Origin of the sequence: Streptomyces sp. NPDC021020 (assembly GCF_044333285.1) — a bacterium.
Lineage (GTDB): Bacteria > Actinomycetota > Actinomycetes > Streptomycetales > Streptomycetaceae > Actinacidiphila.
Genome location: NZ_JBIRQQ010000003.1, coordinates 360815 through 377360 on the forward strand (window position 1 = coordinate 360815; position 16546 = coordinate 377360).

17 protein-coding genes and 1 pseudogene are annotated in these 16546 nt (G+C 71.6%); 8 read left to right on the plus strand and 10 right to left on the minus strand.

Annotated elements, in window-relative coordinates:
• Window positions 1–291 precede the first annotated feature (291 nt).
• The 6 genes and pseudogenes from leuS (at window position 292) to ACH4SL_RS10005 (ending at window position 9834) form a co-directional block, all read left to right on the plus strand.
• Window positions 292–3165, plus strand: a complete 2874-nt coding sequence (leuS, locus tag ACH4SL_RS09980; protein WP_398443220.1) for a leucine--tRNA ligase — start codon at window positions 292–294, stop codon at window positions 3163–3165.
• A gap of 117 nt (window positions 3166–3282) precedes the next feature.
• A complete protein-coding gene (locus tag ACH4SL_RS09985; protein ID WP_398443222.1) occupies window positions 3283–3861 on the plus strand; it encodes a hypothetical protein in 579 nt (192 codons plus the stop codon).
• Between the two features lie 103 nt (window positions 3862–3964).
• The gene (locus ACH4SL_RS09990; RefSeq protein ID WP_398443224.1) at window positions 3965–4810 is read left to right on the plus strand and encodes a DegV family protein; all 846 of its coding nucleotides are present in this window, start codon (window positions 3965–3967) and stop codon (window positions 4808–4810) included.
• 67 nt (window positions 4811–4877) lie between these two features.
• A complete protein-coding gene (locus tag ACH4SL_RS09995; protein WP_398443226.1) occupies window positions 4878–5639 on the plus strand; it encodes a helix-hairpin-helix domain-containing protein in 762 nt (253 codons plus the stop codon).
• Window positions 5640–6310: 671 nt separating this feature from the next.
• Window positions 6311–8584 (plus strand): annotated as a pseudogene (locus tag ACH4SL_RS10000) (ComEC/Rec2 family competence protein); the annotation flags it as partial.
• Between the two features lie 836 nt (window positions 8585–9420).
• Window positions 9421–9834, plus strand: a complete 414-nt coding sequence (locus ACH4SL_RS10005; protein WP_398443229.1) for a PIN domain-containing protein — start codon at window positions 9421–9423, stop codon at window positions 9832–9834.
• Window positions 9835–9904: 70 nt separating this feature from the next.
• Here the strand turns inward: ACH4SL_RS10005 and hemC are convergent, their stop codons facing one another.
• Genes hemC through ACH4SL_RS10025 form a run of 4 tightly spaced genes read right to left on the minus strand, consistent with a single transcriptional unit; the run spans window position 9905 to window position 11962 of the window.
• On the minus strand, window positions 9905–10876 hold the full coding sequence (gene hemC, locus ACH4SL_RS10010) for a hydroxymethylbilane synthase (RefSeq protein WP_398443231.1): 972 nt from the start codon (window positions 10874–10876) through the stop codon (window positions 9905–9907).
• On the minus strand, window positions 10873–11322 hold the full coding sequence (locus ACH4SL_RS10015; protein ID WP_398443233.1) for an NUDIX domain-containing protein: 450 nt from the start codon (window positions 11320–11322) through the stop codon (window positions 10873–10875). The genes hemC and ACH4SL_RS10015 overlap by 4 nt, the downstream gene beginning before the upstream one ends.
• Window positions 11323–11345: 23 nt before the next feature.
• Complete coding sequence (locus ACH4SL_RS10020; RefSeq protein ID WP_398443235.1) at window positions 11346–11540, minus strand: hypothetical protein; 195 nt, start codon at window positions 11538–11540, stop codon at window positions 11346–11348.
• Window positions 11537–11962: an ATP-binding protein gene (locus tag ACH4SL_RS10025; protein WP_398443237.1), complete on the minus strand. Its 426-nt coding sequence runs from the start codon at window positions 11960–11962 to the stop codon at window positions 11537–11539. Before ACH4SL_RS10025 ends, ACH4SL_RS10020 begins: the two co-directional genes overlap by 4 nt.
• 215 nt (window positions 11963–12177) lie before the next feature.
• On the opposite strand from ACH4SL_RS10025, the gene ACH4SL_RS10030 reads away from it, so the two are divergent.
• Together ACH4SL_RS10030 and ACH4SL_RS10035 are read left to right on the plus strand one after the other, a co-directional pair.
• Entirely contained in the window at window positions 12178–13572 is a 1395-nt protein-coding gene (locus ACH4SL_RS10030) for a Tat pathway signal protein (protein ID WP_398443239.1), read from the plus strand.
• A 29-nt stretch (window positions 13573–13601) separates the two neighbouring features.
• Window positions 13602–14087 carry an SAM-dependent methyltransferase gene (locus ACH4SL_RS10035; protein WP_398443241.1) on the plus strand — a complete coding sequence of 162 codons (486 nt, stop codon included), beginning with the start codon at window positions 13602–13604 and terminating at the stop codon, window positions 14085–14087.
• Between the two features lie 67 nt (window positions 14088–14154).
• Here the strand turns inward: ACH4SL_RS10035 and ACH4SL_RS10040 are convergent, their stop codons facing one another.
• The 6 genes from ACH4SL_RS10040 to ACH4SL_RS10065 form a co-directional block, all read right to left on the minus strand.
• Window positions 14155–14400 carry a holin gene (locus ACH4SL_RS10040; RefSeq protein ID WP_398443243.1) on the minus strand — a complete coding sequence of 82 codons (246 nt, stop codon included), beginning with the start codon at window positions 14398–14400 and terminating at the stop codon, window positions 14155–14157.
• A 145-nt stretch (window positions 14401–14545) separates the two neighbouring features.
• Window positions 14546–15436, minus strand: a complete 891-nt coding sequence (locus ACH4SL_RS10045; RefSeq protein WP_398443245.1) for a peptidoglycan-binding protein — start codon at window positions 15434–15436, stop codon at window positions 14546–14548.
• The gene (locus ACH4SL_RS10050) at window positions 15429–15644 is read right to left on the minus strand and encodes a hypothetical protein (protein ID WP_398443247.1); all 216 of its coding nucleotides are present in this window, start codon (window positions 15642–15644) and stop codon (window positions 15429–15431) included. The genes ACH4SL_RS10045 and ACH4SL_RS10050 overlap by 8 nt, the downstream gene beginning before the upstream one ends.
• A gap of 17 nt (window positions 15645–15661) precedes the next feature.
• A complete protein-coding gene (locus ACH4SL_RS10055; RefSeq protein WP_398443249.1) occupies window positions 15662–16000 on the minus strand; it encodes a hypothetical protein in 339 nt (112 codons plus the stop codon).
• Window positions 15997–16212, minus strand: coding sequence for a hypothetical protein (locus ACH4SL_RS10060; RefSeq protein ID WP_398443251.1), 216 nt, complete (start codon window positions 16210–16212; stop codon window positions 15997–15999). The genes ACH4SL_RS10055 and ACH4SL_RS10060 overlap by 4 nt, the downstream gene beginning before the upstream one ends.
• A complete protein-coding gene (locus ACH4SL_RS10065) occupies window positions 16154–16522 on the minus strand; it encodes a hypothetical protein (RefSeq protein WP_398443253.1) in 369 nt (122 codons plus the stop codon). The genes ACH4SL_RS10060 and ACH4SL_RS10065 overlap by 59 nt, the downstream gene beginning before the upstream one ends.
• Between the last annotated feature and the right edge of the window lie 24 nt (window positions 16523–16546).

The window sequence follows — 16546 nt, forward strand, 5'->3', positions numbered from 1 at the left end:
GCCACGGTGCGGGGCCGCAGCCCTGTCCGGCGCCGTCCGCAGCCCCGTGTACCACTGTGCGTCCGGGCGGGCCGCTGCGGTAATCTGGGGCCATGCGACGAGCCACGAGCCTCCTGCTTAGCGAGCCGCGCTGACCACGAACCACGTCAGTGCGGCACCCCTCCTGCGCGAGGGGCTTTTTTGTTTGTCCCGCGGGTTCGCCCCATGCGTGACGGGACCGCGCCGCAGGCAGGACCACCAGGCAGCGATGGCCGTAGCAGCCGTCATGACATCGATGGAGTACCGAGGACGATGAGCGACACCACCCCGGCCGCCGAGACGGCTGCGCCGCACCGCTACACCGCACAGCTGGCCGCCGAGATCGAGAGCCGCTGGCAGGAGTACTGGGACGAGCACGGCACCTTCGCCGCCCCCAACCCCACCGGCACCCTGGACGCCGATCCGGCCGGGGCCGCGAAGCCCAAGCGCTTCATCATGGACATGTTCCCGTACCCCTCGGGCGCGGGACTGCACGTCGGCCACCCGCTGGGCTACATCGCCACCGACGTTTCCGCCCGCTACCAGCGCATGACCGGGCACAACGTCCTGCACACCCTGGGCTTCGACGCGTTCGGCCTGCCCGCCGAGCAATACGCCGTGCAGACCGGCACCCACCCGCGGGTCTCCACCGAGGCCAACATCGTCACCATGCGCGCCCAGCTGCGCCGGCTGGGCCTGGGCCACGACCGCCGCCGCTCCTTCGCGACGATCGACCCCGACTACTACCGCTGGACGCAGTGGATCTTCCTGCAGATCTACAACTCCTGGTACGACGCGGCCGCCGACCGCGCCCGCCCCATCGCCGACCTGGTCGCGCAGTTCGAGGACGGCACCCGCGCCACCCCCGACGGCCGCCCCTGGGCCGAGCTGACCCCCGCCGAGCGCTCCGAGGTGCTGGGCGGCCACCGGCTGGCCTACTCCGCCGAGTCGCCCGTCAACTGGTGCCCGGGCCTGGGCACGGTGCTGGCGAACGAGGAGGTCACGGCCGACGGCCGCTCCGAGCGCGGCAACTACCCCGTCTTCAAGGCCAAGCTGCGCCAGTGGATGATGCGCATCACCGCCTACTCCGACCGGCTGCTGACCGACCTGGACGCGCTGGACTGGCCCGAGGCGATCAAGCTGCAGCAGCGCAACTGGATCGGCCGCAGCGAGGGCGCCCGCGTCGACTTCCCCGTGCACGGCTCCGACGGCGAGCACGCCGTGACCGTCTTCACCACCCGCCAGGACACCCTGTTCGGCGCCACGTACATGGTGCTGGCGCCCGAGCACGACCTGGTCGACGCGATCGTCCCCGCCGCCTGGCCCGAGGGCACCCGCGAGGCCTGGACCGGCGGCCACGCCACGCCCGGCGACGCGGTCGCCGCCTACCGCAAGCAGGCCGCGTCGAAGTCCGACGTCGAGCGGCAGGCCGACGCCAAGGAGAAGACCGGCGTCTTCACCGGCGCCTACGCCGTCAACCCGGTCAGCGGCGAGCCCGTCCCGGTCTTCGTCGCCGACTACGTCCTGATGGGCTACGGCACCGGCGCGATCATGGCCGTCCCCGCCCACGACAGCCGCGACTTCGCCTTCGCCCGCGCCTTCGACCTGCCCATGCGCTGCGTCGTGCGGCCCACCGACGGCCGCGGCGAGGACCCGGCCGAGTGGGACGACGCCTTCGCCTCGTACGACGCGGCCATCGTCAACTCCGCCAACGAGACCGTCTCGCTGGACGGCCTGGGCGTCACCGAGGCCAAGGCCGTGGTCACCGGCTGGCTGGCCGAGCGCGGCATCGGCGAGGGCACCGTCAACTACCGGCTGCGCGACTGGCTGTTCAGCCGCCAGCGGTACTGGGGCGAGCCCTTCCCGATCGTCTACGACGAGGACGGCGTCGCGCACGCGCTGCCCGACTCGATGCTGCCCGTCGAGCTGCCCGAGGTCGACGACTACAGCCCGCGCACCTTCGACCCGGACGACGCCGACACCTCGCCCGAGCCCCCGCTGGCCCGCAACGCCGACTGGGTGACCGTCGAGCTGGACCTGGGCGACGGCCCGCGCACCTACCGCCGCGAGACCAACACCATGCCCAACTGGGCGGGTTCCTGCTGGTACGAGCTGCGCTACCTGGACCCGTTCAACACCGAGCGGATCGTCGACCCGGCCGTCGAGGCGTACTGGATGGGCCCGCGGGAGGGGCAGCCGGCCGGCGGCGTCGACCTGTACGTCGGCGGCGCCGAGCACGCGGTGCTGCACCTGCTGTACGCGCGCTTCTGGCACAAGGTGCTGTTCGACCTGGGCCACGTCTCGTCCTTCGAGCCCTTCCACAAGCTGTTCAACCAGGGCATGATCCAGGCCTACGTCTACCGTGACGCGCGCGGCATCGCCGTCCCCGCGGCCGAGGTCACCGAAGAGGACGGCGCGTACTACTACCAGGGCGAGAAGGTCAGCCGGCTGCTGGGCAAGATGGGCAAGTCGCTGAAGAACGCCGTCACGCCCGACGAGATCTGCGCCGAGTTCGGCGCCGACACGCTGCGGCTGTACGAGATGGCGATGGGCCCGCTGGACGTGTCCCGGCCGTGGGACACCCGGGCCGTCGTCGGGCAGTACCGGCTGCTGCAGCGGCTGTGGCGCAACGTCGTCGACGAGACCACCGGCGAGGTCACCGTCACCGACGCCGAGCCCGGCGAGGAGACGCTGCGCGTCCTGCACAAGGCGATCGACGGTGTCGGCGGCGACCTGGCGGGTCTGCGCTTCAACACCGCCATCGCCAAGATCACCGAGCTGAACAACCACCTGACGAAGGCGGGCGGCCCCGTGCCGCGCCCGGTCGCCGAGCAGCTGGTCCTGCTGATCGCGCCGCTGGCCCCGCACATCGCCGAGGAGCTGTGGTCCCGGCTGGGCCACACCGGCTCGCTGGCCCACGCCGACTTCCCCGTCGCCGACCCGGCCCTGGCCCAGGACCCCGCGGTGACCTGCGTCGTCCAGATCAAGGGCAAGGTCAAGGCCCGCCTGGAGGTCCCGCCGACCATCTCGGACGCCGACCTGGAGGCCCTGGCCCTGGCCGACCCGGCCGTCACCGCGGCGCTGGACGGCGCGGCGGTGCGCAAGGTGATCGTGCGGGCGCCGAAGCTGGTCAACATCGTGGTCTGAGCCACGGCTGTTGTTCCCCTAGGGGCAGGTCTGCGGGATCCACCCGATCCCCGGGCCTGCCCCTTGCCGTTACGGTGGAGGTACGCGTCCTTGCCCCTGCCCCAGGAGGAGCGGCCTGTGGAAACCGCCGGGATCATCGTTCTCCTGCTCGTGCTGGCCTTCATGGTGCTCGTGGGCGTCGTGGCGGTACGCACCGTGCGCGCCGTCAAGCGCGGGGTGGCCCGCGGGACCGCGCAGGCCCGCAGGGTCGTCGAGGACACCCAGCTCAAGGCCCGCCGCTTCACCACGCCCGGCCCCGGCGGCGAGGTGGCCCAGCTGCGGATCGACCTGCGGGCCGCGATCGACAGCACCTTCGCCGCCCTCGACGCGCGCCGCGCCGACGACGCCGCCCTCGCCGAGGCCGCGGCCCTGCTGTCCCGGCTCAACGACCACGCCCGCTCCCTCGACGGCGAGCTCAAGCTGCTCGAACGCGAGCCGGACAGGTCGCGTATCGCGGCCCGCCTCCCCGAGCTGACCACCCGCGTCCGCCAGGTCACCCACTCCGCGGACTCCCTCCGCTGGGCCGCCCAGGACCGCGCCGAGCACGCCGCCACCGACGACCTGGCCTCCCTGGCCGACCAGATCGCCATAGAATCCGCCGCCCTCCGCCACTGGACCCCCACCGAGCCCCCGAAGCTGCCGTCACCGGGGGAGTGAGCGGTTCCGCCGGGAGGCGGGGGCGGTTCCGCGGGGCGTGTGCCCGGCGGGCGGTGCGGGCCAAGCTGTCGCCACGACCTGTGCCCCGGGTAATCTCCCGGACATGCCCCCGCACGTCGCCATCGTCACGGACTCCACGGCCTACCTCGGCCGTGACGCCCTGATCCGCCACCACATCACCATCGTTCCCCTCACCGTGGTGATCGGCGACGAGGCCCTGGAGGAGGGCACCGAGATCTCCGCGCCCGCGGTCGCGCGGGCCCTCCAGCGGCGCCGCCCGGTGACCACGTCCCGCCCCGCGCCGCTGGAGTTCACCGCCGCGTACGAGGCCGCCGCCGCGTCCGGCGCGTCGGCGATCGTCTCGCTCCACCTCTCCGCGGACTTCTCCGGCACGTACGACGCCGCGCTCGTCGCCGCGAAGGACGCGCCCGTGCCCGTGCGGGTCGTGGACACGGGCATGGTCGCGATGGCCCTCGGCTTCACCGTGCTCGCCGCCGCGGAGGCGGCGGAGGCGGGCGGTACGGCGGACGACGTGGTGGCGGCGGCGGAGAAGCGGGCGGCGGACACGTCCGCGTACTTCTACGTCGACACCCTCGACTACCTGCGCAGGGGCGGCCGGATCGGCGCCGCCCAGGCCCTCTTCGGGTCCGCGCTCGCGGTGAAGCCGCTGCTGCGGCTGGCGGACGGCCGGATCGAGCTGCTGGAGAAGGTCCGCACCGCCTCGAAGGCGATCTCCCGGCTGGAGGAGATCGTCGTCGAGCAGGCCGGCACCCGCACGGTCGCCCTCGCGGTCCACCACCTCGCCGCCGCCGACCGCGCGGCCACGCTCGCGGACCGCCTCCGCGAGCGCGTCCCCGGCCTCGGGGAGCTCGTGGTGAGCGAGGTGGGCGCGGTGATCGGCGCCCACGCGGGGCCGGGGCTGCTGGGCGTGGTGGTCTCACCGCACTGAGCGGGTTATCCACAGGCGGCGGACCAAGATCATCGCGGGGTGCGCCGGCCGGTCCACGATGATCGGTATGAACGTGATGAGCGCGACGCGCGCGACGAAGACGAGGGTGCCCCGGGAAGAGTCCGAGGCGGAGGCACGCACGAGAGAGCGGACATCCGCGATCTTCCCGGCGGCGGGGCCGCCGCCTTCCGCCACTGAGGGGGAGAGCCCACCGGGCGGGCGGTTCACCGGGCCACGGACATGGCTGCTGCTGCGCTGCGGGCTCGAACTGCGCACGGTCGCCGCGCTGGCGGTGGTGCTGCTGGCGGCGACGGGGCTGGCGGTGCGCCACTACGTGACGGGCCGTCCGCACACGGTACGGGTCCCGGCCGCCCTCCCGCCGCCCACCCCTGCCTCCGGTCCCTCACCGGCCCGCCCCGCCCTGACGGTCGACATCGCCGGCAAGGTCACGAACCCGGGCCTGCGCCACCTCCCGCCGGGCTCCCGCGTCGCCGACGCCCTCACGGCGGCCGGCGGCCCCCTCCCCGGCACCGACACGACCTCCCTCAACCTCGCCCGCCCCCTGACCGACGGCGAACAACTCGTCGTCGGCCAACCCCCACCCCCCTCCTCCCCACCCCAACCCGGCACCCCCGCAACCCCCCTGAGCCTCAACTCCGCAACGGCCCCCCAACTCGACGCCCTCCCCGGCGTCGGCCCCGTCCTGGCCCAGCACATCCTCGACTACCGCACCCAGCACGGCCCCTTCACCACCCTCCAACAACTCCGCCAAGTCCCCGGCATCGGCGCCCGCAAATTCACCACCCTCCAACCTCTGGTCCACCCATGACCCCGCCAACCACCCCAGAGCCCCAGCCCGACGAGCGCGAAGCCGCCGCCTCCCGGCAGGAGGTAGCGCCCCTCAGGGGCGCGTGGGGGTACCTCCCAGGCGAAGCGCTGGGGGAGAACTGCGCGCCCAGCCACGACGAGACCGGTAGTCAGCCAACTCTGCTCGGGGGGCAGGACCTCAGGGGCGCGGGGAACTGCGCGCCCAGCCACGACGAGACCGGTAGTCAGCCAACTCTGCTCGGGGGGCAGGACCTCAGGGGCGCGGGGAACTGCGCGCTCAGCCACGACGAGACCGGTAGTCAGCCAACCCTGCTCGGGGGGCAGGACCTCAGGGGCGCGGGGAACTGCGCGCTCAGCCACGACGAGACCGGCAGTCAGCCAACTCTGCTCAGGGGGCAGGACCTCAGGGGCGCGGGGAACTGCGCGCTCAGCCACGACGAGACCGGTAGTCAGCCAACCCTGCTCAGGGGGCAAGACCTCAGGGGCGCGGGGAACTGCGCGACCAGCCACGGCGGTGGGGAAGCGACCCACCCACCCCGCGAGGCAGCGCGGCCCGGCGCGGGCGGAGGTCAGAACGGGCAACGCCCGCCGCAGGCGCCCGTGCACGCCGCAGCGAAATCACCGCTCGGCGCGGCGAACCCGCGCCAGGAGGGCCCGCCGGATCTGCGGCTCGTGCCACCGGCCCTCGCGGCGTGGGCAGCGGCAGCGCTGACGCCCACCGCAGGGTGGAGGCCCGTGCTGCTCACGGCCACCGCGGCGGCAGCGGCGTTCACGGTCGCGGCGGCGGCCGCAAGGCGGCTCGGGACCGCGCGCCCCCGACAAAGCACCCTCACCGCCGCGGCAGCGGCAACGCTGCTGTGCCTCGTGGCGGCAGCCACCACCGCGGCGCTCGCGGCGGCGGACCTCCACCGCGGCCCCCTCCCGGAGCTGGCCGCCCGCAGGGCACACGCGGAGGTGGTGCTCCGGGTCACGGGCGACCCGTTCACCGCCCGCCCCCGCGCCCCCGCAGGGCAGGGCGGGGCGAGGGGCCCGACCGTCGTCGTCCCCGCGGAAGCGATCCGCGTGGGCGCCACGAAGACCCGCACGCCCGTCGTGGTGCTGGCGGAGAAAGGCACGCAGGCGTGGCTGCGGCTCGTCCCGTCCACCACCGTGCGGGCGGCAGCCCGCATCGCCCCCTCCACACGCCCCGGCGAGTCCGCGGCGATGCTGCGCCCGACGGGCCCGCCTCGCGTGCTGAGCCCGCCGAGCACGGCCCAGCGCGTCGCCGCCCGGTTGCGCGGCGGGCTGCGCACGGCGAGCGCCGGCCTGCCCGCGGAGGCCCGCGGACTGCTCCCGGGCCTGGTGACGGGCGACACGAGCGGTCTTCCCCCGGCCCTGAGGGACGACTTCGAGGCGACGGACCTGGCTCATCTCACCTCCGTGTCCGGGGCGAACCTCACGATCGTCCTGCTGCTCCTGATCGGCCCCCCGGCCGAAGCCGTGCTGGCGGAACGCCGCGGCCTGGCAGCGGCGCTGGGCGTGCCGCTGCGGCTGACCGCGGTGCTGGGCGCAGCCCTTACCGCCGCGTTCGTGCTGGTGTGCCGCCCGGGCCCGAGCGTGCTGCGGGCGGCGGTGTGCGGGCTGATCACGCTGCTGGCGATCGGTACGGGCCGCCGCAGGTCCCTGCTGCCCGCGCTGTGCGGCGCGGTGCTGCTGCTGGTGCTGTGCGATCCGCCGGTCGCCCGGTCGTACGGCTTCGCCCTCTCCGTGCTGGCGACGGGCTCGCTGCTGACGCTGGCGCCGCGGTGGAGCGCGGGCCTGCGTCGGCGCGGGGTGCCGCCGCGGCTCGCGGAGGCGCTGGCGGCGGCGGGCGCGGCGCAGGCGGCGTGCGGTCCGCTGCTGATGGTGCTGTCGGCGCGGCTGAGCCTGGTGGGTGTGCCGTGCAATCTGCTGGCGGAGCCCGCGGTCGCGCCCGCGACGGTGCTGGGCTTCTGCGCGCTGGTGGTGGCGCCGTTCTCCCCGGCCGCGGCGGCGGCCACCGCGTGGGCGGCGGGCTGGCCGGTGCGGTGGATCGCGGCGGTGGCCCGGCACGGCGCGGCGCTGCCGGGCGCGCAGATGGGCTGGCCGGGCGGCTGGGCGGGCGCGGCGCTGCTGGCGGGGCTGACGGCCGTCGTGGCGGTGCGCGGCGGCCGCCTGCTGCGGGGGCTCGCGGGCCGCCCGTGGACGGCGGCGGCAGCCGCCCTGCTGGTGCTGCTGGCGCTGACCCGCCCGCTGCCGCTGCCCGTTCCGCTGCCGGGGCAGGCGACGCGGTGGCCGCCCGAGGGGTGGCGCTTCGCGATGTGCGACGTGGGGCAGGGCGACGCGCTGGCGCTGTCCGCGGGGCCGGGCAGCGCGGTGGTCGTGGACACCGGTCCGGATCCGGCGCTCGCCGACCGCTGCCTGCGCGACCTGCGGGTCAGCTCCGTGCCGCTGCTGATCCTGACGCACTTCCACGCCGACCACGCGGACGGCCTGACCGGTGTGCTGCACGGCCGGGCGGTCGGGGCGATCGAGACGACGGTGCTGGACGAACCGGCGCCGGAGGCCGCGCGGGTGCGGCGGGAGGCCGCGGCCGCGGGTGTGCCGGTGGTGCGGGCGGCGGCGGGGGAGCGGCGCGCGGTGGGCCCGCTGGCGTGGCGGGTGCTGTGGCCGCCACCGGACGCGGCGGAGCTGCCGGACGACGATCCGAACGACGCGAGCGTGGCGCTGCTGGTGCGCACGGGCGGCCTGACGCTGCTGCTCGCCGGGGATCTGGGCCCCGAGGCGCAGCGCGAGGTGCTGGCGGCGGTGCCGGATCTGCCGCGGGTGGATGTGCTGAAGGTCCCGCACCACAAATTCTTAGAAACCTACCAACTTGAGGGTTGGTCCCGAGAAGCCGCAGGTCGTCGGGAGTGCCACAGTCCTGGAGGTATGCCTTCGTCTCACCCGTGCTCGGGACCCTGGCGCCGGAGTATGTCTCGGAGTACCGTCGAAGACATACTGACCAGGTCAGCCCGGGCAGAATGGGCAAAGCGCCCGAGCGGATGGGACCTGAGGGAGCGGGTCGGCTGGTACGAGGTGCGATCCGGTTGGACCCGCTCGTGCACTGTCGAAACTCAAAGGGGACGGATGCCTAAAACCACCGTAGACCTTGACCACTCGCTGCTTGAGTCGGCGAAGGAGATCCTAGGCACATCGACGATCAAGGAGACCATCCAGGCCGCCCTCACGGAGGTGGTGCGGCGCAAGGATCGAGCGCGCGCGATCGACGAGATCGCGCAGATGGTGCAGTCCGGCGAGCTGGATATGGGCGCCCTGGAGTCGGACCTTCCAGAGAGTGCCGACCATCCGCTTGGAGATGTCGCCGTCGACAGTCCTGCATTCGATCTTTCTTACACGGAACATCGCGACCCTGTCTGGCATCGCGTAGCTGATGTTAAGAGCGGGCAGTTCGTGGACCTTTCCGAGAGGATTGCAGGTTCTCTCGAATCGCGATTCTCGACCTACAGGCTTCCGCGTGGGTTTAAGAGAGAGAAGAGGCCTGGGAGGTATTCTGCTGCACTGTCCGCTCATGAAATGCACAACGCACTAGCCCTGGCCATTGCTGTGCTCGACGAGCGCCGCACGCAGACACGGGTATCCGAGGGGGTAGACCTGCCGCCCTTGGTCGAAGGGATGCTCTTCTTGCCGCGATGGCATGCGGAAACTTCGCTCGACGATCCGGACGTTCCTGAGGGCGGAGGGGCCAGCGTTGGCGGGAGCGAGTCGAAAGGGTCGGCTGAAGATTGATCTCATATCTTATCGACACCTCGGCGGTTGCCCGATTCTTCCAGGCGCCTGACAAGTTCCCTGAGTGGCGCCGATTGATCGAAGATGGGCAAGTCGGGCTCGCTAAGCTTAACGAGTTCGAGGTAATGCACTCGGCGGAGCGGGCATCGGCTAGGCCAGCGTTGTTGCGACGTTTAGAGTCCATCTTTGAAATGGTGCTTCCCGATCCGGATGTATTCGACATGGCCCGGGATATCCAGGAAGCCCTTACGGCGGGCGGTTGTCATCGGTCAGCGGGTCCAGTCGACCTGATGCTCGCCGCGACTGCGTGTGTTATGGACCTTGCCGTCATCCATGTCGACAAGGACTTTCAGGCCATTGCGCGGCACTGGCCTCTGCGCCAGTACCGCATGGATACGGATCTGCCCTAGAGCGTGACGGTGAAGGCCCCGGCCGCCCGCGACGAGGGACGCGGGCGGCCGGGGCTCTGCGGGGTGCGAATCAGTGGGGGATGCCCGCGATGATCTCGCGGGCGCCCTGGCGGAGCAGTTCGGCGGAGACGCGGGCGCCGAGGGTGGCGGGGTCGTTGCTGCTCTCGCCCCACAGGTGGGCGTGGACGAACTTCGAGCCGTCGCGCGAGAAGACCATGCCGCGCAGGGAGAGCTGGCCGTCCGCCTCGGTGACGCAGTGCCCGGCGATGGGGCTGTTGCAGTGACCCCGCAGGCCGTGCAGCATCACCCGTTCGGCCGTCACCTCGGCCATGGTCCGCTCGTGGTTGAGTCGGCTCAGCAGCCCGCCCACGGGCCCGTCGTCCTGGCGGCACTCCAGGCCGAGGACGCCGGATCCCACCGCCGGGAGCATCTCGTGCACGGTGAAGACCTGGCGGCCCCGGTGGGTCAGCTCCAGCCGGGCCAGGCCGGAGGTGGCCAGGATCATGGCGTCGAGCCGGGTGTCGATCTTCTTCTTGCCGTCGAGCTTCTCGATGCGCGTCCCGACGGCGCCGCGTACCCGTACGACGTTGAGGTCCGGGCGGACCCGGTTGATCTGGGCCTTGCGGCGTACGGCGGAGGTGGCGACGGCGGCGCCGGGCGGGAGGTCGTCGAGCGTCCTGAGGTCCGACCCCTCGGGGAACAGCAGCACGTCGCGCACGTCGTCACGCGGAAGGTACGCGGCGAAGACCAGGCCCTGGGGCATGGCGGTGTCGCCGGGGACGTCCTTCATGCAGTGGACGGCCATGTCGACGTCGCCGCGCTGGAGCATGGAGTCGATCTGCTTGACGTACAGCCCCTTGCCGCCGAGCTGGGCGAGGTCGCCCTGCCAGAGGTCGGCCTCGGTCGTCACCGGGTGCAGCTCGACCTGGAGACCGGGCTGCTCCTTGCGCAGCAGGTCGGCGACCGTGTTGGCCTGGGCCAGAGCCATGGGTGAGCTGCGCGTGCCGATCCGTAAAGTCCGGTCGGCCGGGAAGGCGTTCATCTGGTGGGAGTCCTCTCGTTTCTGGTCTCACGGTAAAGGGTCGATCCGGTCGTCTGGAGCGACACCTGGACGCGCTGGGCTATGCGGGGGTGGAGTGCCTGGAGGGCTGCTTCGCGGGTTGCCCAGGTCCAGGCGTCGAGTTCGCTGACCTGAAGGGTGATGTGCCGGGTGTCCGCCCGGGACAGCCGCGGACCTTCGAAGACGAACGCGAGCCGGGCGCGCCGTCCCGGGCGCGTCGCCTCCAACCACTCGACCATCAGTAGGTCCTGCGGTTGGAGGTCGACCTCGATACCCAGCTCCTCCCGCACCTCGCGTCGCGCCGCGTCCAGCGGAGATTCGCCCTCCTCCGCCCGGCCGCCCGGCAGCGCCCAGGGGGCGCCGGGGTGTACGGGGTGGACGATCAGGACGCGATCCTGGGCGTTGGTGAACAGGACTGAGGCCGTCACCGGGTGGCCTGGGGTATGGGCGTTCACCGGTGGGCTCCATGCTCGCGCGGCGTGGTGACGGCGAGGTGCTCATCGGAGTGGGCGGTCCACTCGGAGACCGGCCCGCGTACGGGCCGCAGTACGTAGACGCCCTCCCGGATATCCGTGATGACGCCTTCGCGTCCGGTGGACTTGTCCGTGACCTGGTCGCCGACCCAGGGCTTGCCGTTCCGGGTCATTCGACCGGATCTCCTTTCAGTACGCCCCAGACCCGTTTGCCGAACGGCAGGAGGTCAGTCCCCCAGTGGTCCGTCACAGACTCGACCATGGTCAGGCCGCGCCCGGACTCGGACAAGTCGCCCACCTGGCGCCGCTCGGGCCGGATTTTCGAGCGGTCGACGACGCCGATACGGACCTGGTCGTCCGTCGGGCGGCTGACGCAGACGCGGATCATGATCCCGTTGGTGTGCCGGGCCGCGTTCGCCACCAGCTCGGTGACGACGAGCGCGCCGTCGTCCTCCAGCCGCTCCAGCCCCCAGGCGCGTAACGCGGTCCGGACGAGCTGACGAGCGGGCTCAGCGCTCTCCGCTGCGCACGGCAGCGTCTTGGCATAGTCCGGATGCCCCCTGGGACGGGCGACAGTGTTGTCGTTCACGGTCATCAGGCCCTCGTCAAGGTGAGCAGAGACCCGTCCTCTCGGGCGGACGGATCCGACGTCTGACCGCCCGCCGTCAGTGACGTGGCGACCACGTCCAGTCAACGAGGGGTAGCCTCCGCACCCAAGGGGAGTTCGGCCGCGGACGCGTTTAACGTGTTTACGCGCCCGCTCACCCACTCAGATAAGTTGGAGCGAACAGCGCGAAGTTGGGGGTAGCGATGGGCGACCCACTCGACGGCCAGCGGTCACCGAACGCCCTGCTCAAGGACACGATCACGGCGTCCGGTGCGACCTATGAGACGTTAGCCGCGACCATCCGGACCGTGGCTGCGGAGGCGGGCGACGCGATCCGAACGAATCGATCCGCCGTCGCCCATTGGGTTCGTGGTGCGCAACCCAACGAAGCAACGGCCGGCTACCTGCTTGAGGCCCTTTCGCGGCTGCTGGGCCGCCCAGTGGGCCCCCAGGAGATCGGTCTGGAGGACACCTCGCCCGACGGAGCGCACGAGTGGCGTGTGGATACCCTTGCCGCGCTGCACGAACTTGGGGGAGTCGACTTGGACTTGAGACGCAGGCGTGCCCTCACGGCTGCCGCCTACTCCATCACCGCCCTGTCCGTTCCGGCGAGCCCCTGGTGGGCCCGGATGGCGGAGCAGTCAGCCTCCCGTCCCGCGACCAGCAGGCGAAGTGTCGGCAGACGCGACCTCGAAGCCGTCCGCGACATGGTCGCGATGTTCTCCCGTATCGACCAGCGGCACGGCGGCGGTCACGCTCGCGGCGCCGTCGTCCAGTACCTGACCACAGACGTCAGCGCATATATGCACGGCCGCTTCACCGACGACGGGGTCCGTCGCGAGATGTTCTCGGCGGCGGGCGAACTGGCCTACCTGTCGGGCTGGATGGCCTTCGACAACGCCGAGCATCCGGTGGCCCAGAAGTACTTCACGACGGCCGTGAGTCTCGCGGCAGAAGCAGACGACGCCCCGCTGGCCGGGCACATCCTCAGGGCCATGGCCCACCAGGCCGTCGACCTCGGGCATCCCCGCCGGGCGCTAAGCGTGGCCTCGGCCTCCATGGAGGGTGCGCGTTACGCCCTCGCCTCCAAGAGGGAGCGGGCCCTGCTCGGCGTCGTTTACGCGCGCGCACTGGCGGCCAGCAACCAGAAGTCGGCAGCAGCCGCAGCCCTGCTGCGGGCCGAGGACGACCTGGCGTCCGCCCAGCCGGGAGACATCGAGCCCAGCCGCGTGTTCTTCTTCAGCGAGGCCAGCCTCGCCCACGAGACCGCGTGCACGCTGCGGGACAGCGGCGATCTCAGCGCCGCTCAGCGCCAGTTCCGCCGGAGCGTACGTACCCGCAAGGCCGAGTCCTTCACCCGCACGCACGCGGTGACGCTGGGATACCTCGGCGCCGTCCAAGCCCGTCAGGGCGCCATAGAGGAGGCATGCGGAACCTGGTCCGACGCCCTCGACGCGATGGACGGCATCCACTCCGCACGTACACGACGCACGGTCACCGACATGCGGCGCGTCCTTGCGACAGTGCGCGGACGCGGCATCGGAGCGGTAGCCGACCTCGACCGCCGAGCATCCCAGTACCTGGCCGAATCAGTCTGACCCGCACCGCACCCTGGAGGACTCAGCCCATGGCAAGCGAATCGTTCACGGTCGTCCCCGTCGCCCACGTCGTCGGCGGACGTGTCGAGGTGGGCGACGACTTCTGGGGCGGCAACCGCTCCATCATCCGCATCGACCCGGAGCAGTTCGGAGAGGGCGCCGTCGTCGGGCTCGACGCCTTCTCGCACATCGAGGTGGTCTTCTCCTTCCACCTCACCGACCGTACGGACCTCCACCCGGAGCCGCGCCGCCCGAGGAACAACCCCGACTGGCCCCTCGGCGGCATCTTCGCTCACCGCAACATGCGCCGCCAGAACTGGCTGGGCGTCTCCCGCTGCCGCCTGCTCAAGGTCGACGGCCTGGACCTCCACGTCGAGGAGCTGGACGCGGTCGACGGCACCCCGGTGCTCGACATCAAGCCCTGGTTCTCCGCGATGGGCGTCCGGGGCGAGGTCCGCGAACCGGCGTGGCCCTCGGAGATGCTCGCCGAGTACTACGCGACCCCCGAGGACTGACCCGGAAACGACAAAAGCGCCCCGCCTCTCCGCAAGGGAGAGGCGGGGCGCTTCGGGTGGTGATCGGCTATGGCGCGTCAGAGGGGCGCGGCGTGTGCTTCGCGGCGTAGCCGGCCAGGAACGTGGCGACGGTCGGGGCCACGATCAGGATGACCGTCTGGACGGCCGTGGGGAGCGAGCCGAGCAGGGCGTGGTCGTCCTGCACGGCGTTGAGGATCGCCAGCAGCAGCGAGGCGACGAGGGTTGCCGCCGTGGAGGCGATGACCTTCAGCTCGACAGAAGCCCGGGTGATCAGACGTCGGTTGGTGGACATGGGCCTCTCCTCAGGAGTGGTACGTTTCGAGTGCAAGGCGTGACGAGGCGCGGCAAGGTGTGGCTGGGCGCGGCACGGCGAGGCTTGGGAGGGACGCAAGAGCCCTCACGGGGCCCACTCCTACGGGACTGGGCCCCTTCGTACGTCACACCACCTTCGGGACCTGGAGCCGGTCCCACGTCGTCTTGCCGGGCGGCCACTTGGCGGCCGACCCGGTGAAGCCGCACTTGCGCTGGAACGCCTGGTACGAGTCCACGTCGGCCTGCCCGAGCTTCGGGCCGGGGCCGACCTTGTAGTGGCCGCACCCCTCGACGACCAGGCGCTTGCCCATCGCGGTGAAGATGGCGCTGGACTTGCCGATGGCGGGCTTGGAGCCGCTCATGAAGAAGGCGGCGCCCGGGAACGGCTGGAGGGCGGGAGCGGACCCGCTGGAGCCCGCGGCGGCCTTCGGTGGCGCCGGGAAGGCGGGCCAGGTGCCGGGGTCTGTGTGGGTGTTCTCGGGCACCTGACCGTGGCCGTACCAGCCCGCGCGGGTTTCCCAGGTGTGCTCGTCCCGGTGGCTGGTGAAGCCGTTCGGGACGCCCATGGGCCAGGTGTCCGGGACGCCCCAGGACTTGATCCAGGCGTGCAGGGAGTCCCAGCCCTTGAGCGGGGTGTCGGTCAGGTGCGCGTACACCTTGCCGTCGACCCGGCAGTACGGGAAGAACAGCGCTTCGACCTGGAGGACGACGGAGCCCGCCCGGTTGGTGCGGGTGCCGCCGGTGTGGTCCTCGACGGAGAACGACCGGGAGTTGGCGGGCAGGAATTGCGCGAACGTCCCGTGGAAGGGATCCCACAGGACGTGCGGGGCCACCCCCTTGCCGCCGCCGGTGAAGTACGCCTTGAGGTTGGCGAACGGGACCAGGTCCACGGGCTTGGCCGCCGTGGCGTTCTTGTCCCAGGTGATGTGGGCGATGGCCTTGGCGGGCCCGGCGTCGGTGGCGGCGTGGCTTCCTATGTCGTGCTTCTCGGCGCCGGGCATCCACAGGTCAGGCATGGGGCACCTCCACGGCGGCTCGGACGATGGCGTCCTTGGCCTCCAGGAGCTTCCGGAGCCCGGCGGTCAGCTCGGGGCCCGAGAGCTTGGCGGCCATCTCGTGGGCCAGGTCGCAGATCGGCCGACTGACCTCCTGGAGGTCCTCGCGGAGATGGTCGTAGGTGAAGTGTCGGAGGATCGCGGTGGTGCTGGGGTGCTGTTCGGCCATGGGTACCTTCAGGTGGTTCAGCGCTCTGGCGGGGGAGGGTCGGCTTCGTGGGGTGCGGCAAGCACCCGGCGGCGGAACCGCAGGAAGACGACGAGGAGCAGGGCCTGCCAGGCGACGACAGCCGCGAGGAGGCCGAGGGAGACCACGGTGTCGAGCAGCCCGTGGGAGGGGTGCGGGCCGCCGCGGATAACCGTGAGGATGAGGGCCCGGCCCAGGTACAGAACGGGCAGGACCGCGCAGCCGGAGACGAACACGGACTGCGGGCGCATCCACTGCCGGGGGCGGTGGAGCAGCAGAAAGGCCCCGGAGAATCCGAGGCCCAGGAAGTACAGGATGTAGAGGACGACGGAGGTCATCTGGCCTCCCGCCGCTGGTAGATGAGCGACTCCAGCCACGAGTCGAAGTGGTTGGCCGTGTTGTGCTCCTTGATCAGGACCCGGAGCTGCTCAGCCTCTCGGAGATCGGCATCCGCCTTCGCGAGATCGCGGTCTGCCCGGCGGAGGGAGGCGTCAGTGTCCCTGCGGGCCTCCTCCAGAGCCGAGCGGCGCAGGATCTTGGGAAGGCGCATAGGTCACTCCTGGTCGGTTTCCTCCGTGTCCGAGTTCGTGCAGCAGCGTCAGGAGGGTGTTCGCCTGCTCCCGGGCCGCATCACCCTGCTGGACGGCCCGGTCGAGGGCCTCGCGGGTCTTGTTGTGCGCTTCCTGCTCCTTGGCGAGCTGCTCGCGCCACATGTCCACCGTCGTCTTCGGGACGATCAGGCCGAGCAGGAAGAGCAACACGACGATCCCGCCCGGCCCCCAGGTGAGCAGCTTGTTCACGATGTCGTTCGAGGGCTCATCGCTGGTCGCCGCGAGGATGGCCGTGAAGGCGTTGATCAACGAGCCCCCCTATAGGTCGAAAGC